The organism is Alloscardovia macacae (genome assembly GCF_002259705.1).
Taxonomy (GTDB): Bacteria; Actinomycetota; Actinomycetes; order Actinomycetales; family Bifidobacteriaceae; genus Alloscardovia; species Alloscardovia macacae.
In genome coordinates this window covers 1-1,638 of sequence record NZ_MWWT01000015.1, presented here as the reverse complement: position 1 = coordinate 1,638, position 1,638 = coordinate 1, and the positions used below count along the sequence as shown (strand labels likewise).

The window sequence follows — 1,638 nt, the reverse complement described above, 5'->3', positions numbered from 1 at the left end:
AAAATCGTGTAGAATGCAAATAGGTGCAAAAAAATACATCTAAATACAGGCTTATAGGACATTTTGTGTGTATTTGGGGTGGTTAAAAGGGGCTTTCGTGTTTGTGGTGAAAGCCCCCCTTTTTTTAGAGGTTTCTGCTAAACGTGGTGGTGTTTAGGAGAGCGTGTTGCCTGTGTGGAATTCTTCCCATACGGGTTGGTCTCCCCATAAACGCATGTCTTTATCGTCTTCGTACTTCTCGTGGGCTTGCGCGTAGAAACCAGTGATTGTTTCGTCTGTGGGAAGTGTGTCTAACTGCTCGTAGAGGTCTATGTTTTTACTAGAATGCAGGGTACACCACCAGAAAATAGCTTTTGCTTGTTTACTCAGGGGAAGGCCTCGATGCCATCGAATCATATCCCGAAGTTGAGAGTTCACTCCTCCTTCAATCATGTTATTCGTGTGTGGATAAAGACCCTGATTATCCGGATCGAGCTCGATATACGTAAACAACGTTCCTTCACGAATAAGCTGGTTAATCGCGCGGCGTGCTTTACGCAACCGTTTATGTGTATACTCGCTTTTCTTATTAATGATTGTTTTTTGTTTCAGGAACTCATCCCAGGTTTGACACCACTGGTTATAGTCTTTCACCCATTGCTGGGCTTGACTGGCGGTCATACGACGCGCGATTCGCTCGGCCAGAGCATAGAGTTCTTGGCCTGCTTGGAGTTGAGGCTTCCTGGTTGTACACCGTATAATCTGGTTATGCACGTGGAATAAGCACCGTTGAATACGCGTAGATGGCCACACTGTGTTGACAGCGCTGGCAAACCCGTTACTGCCGTCACTGACCACCATAATTGGGGGAGGAATGCGTTGGAGAAGACTTTCCCACGCATACGTGTTTTCACTACGCGCTAGATACCAGCCTGATACATACTCTCGTCCACGAGCAATAAGAACAACCAGACGTCGTTTTAGATAAATACCATCGCAAAATACCACATCACTAGGTGAAGCAGCCTGTCGGGGGATCGGCCAATACTGCCAGAACTGGCTGGTATGCCGGCGAAATGTACGGCCTTTACCCTTCATGGATGCTTGCTCTGTTTTACTCGTTAACCAGTCAATAAACTGGGTGAAATACGCTCGTCGAGTCTGGTAGATTACAGTACGCGAGACTCGACAGGTAAAACACCTCCAGCGTTGCTTACCACTACTGGTATACCCGTTCTTTTTCATTGCTTGGCCACACGAGCCACACTTTAGGTTTTTCATACAAACGAGCATAACCACACCACACGCAAGAATTTAAACCAGTCCTCACGCCAGTAAACACAATGCCTCACACGGCGTTATATACACACATAGTGTCCAAAGTTTAAAAACCCATCACCGATTTAAAAACCCGACACGCCTCGAAAATACACGCCAAAACAAGAAAACCATACACACAATCTGTCCTATAGGTCAACAATCCACGTCGCCTCAACAGTGCTCGCAGGAACAAACTCCGCGCACGCGTCCTCTCCACCTACACCCACTGCCACCTATGCGGCAAACCCGTCGACAAGAGCCTCGCTGGTACTATCCTGCCGGGCGCGCCAGAAGCCGACGAGATTACTCCAGTCTCACGAGGTGGCAACCCCTACAGTT

1 protein-coding gene is annotated in these 1,638 nt (G+C 47.8%); it reads right to left on the bottom strand.

The window, feature by feature from the left end; all coding sequences use genetic code 11:
- Nucleotides 1-153: 153 nt before the first annotated feature.
- On the bottom strand, nt 154-1,260 hold the full coding sequence (locus ALMA_RS08110) for an IS1249 family transposase (protein ID WP_158520636.1): 1,107 nt from the start codon (nt 1,258-1,260) through the stop codon (nt 154-156).
- Between the last annotated feature and the right edge of the window lie 378 nt (nt 1,261-1,638).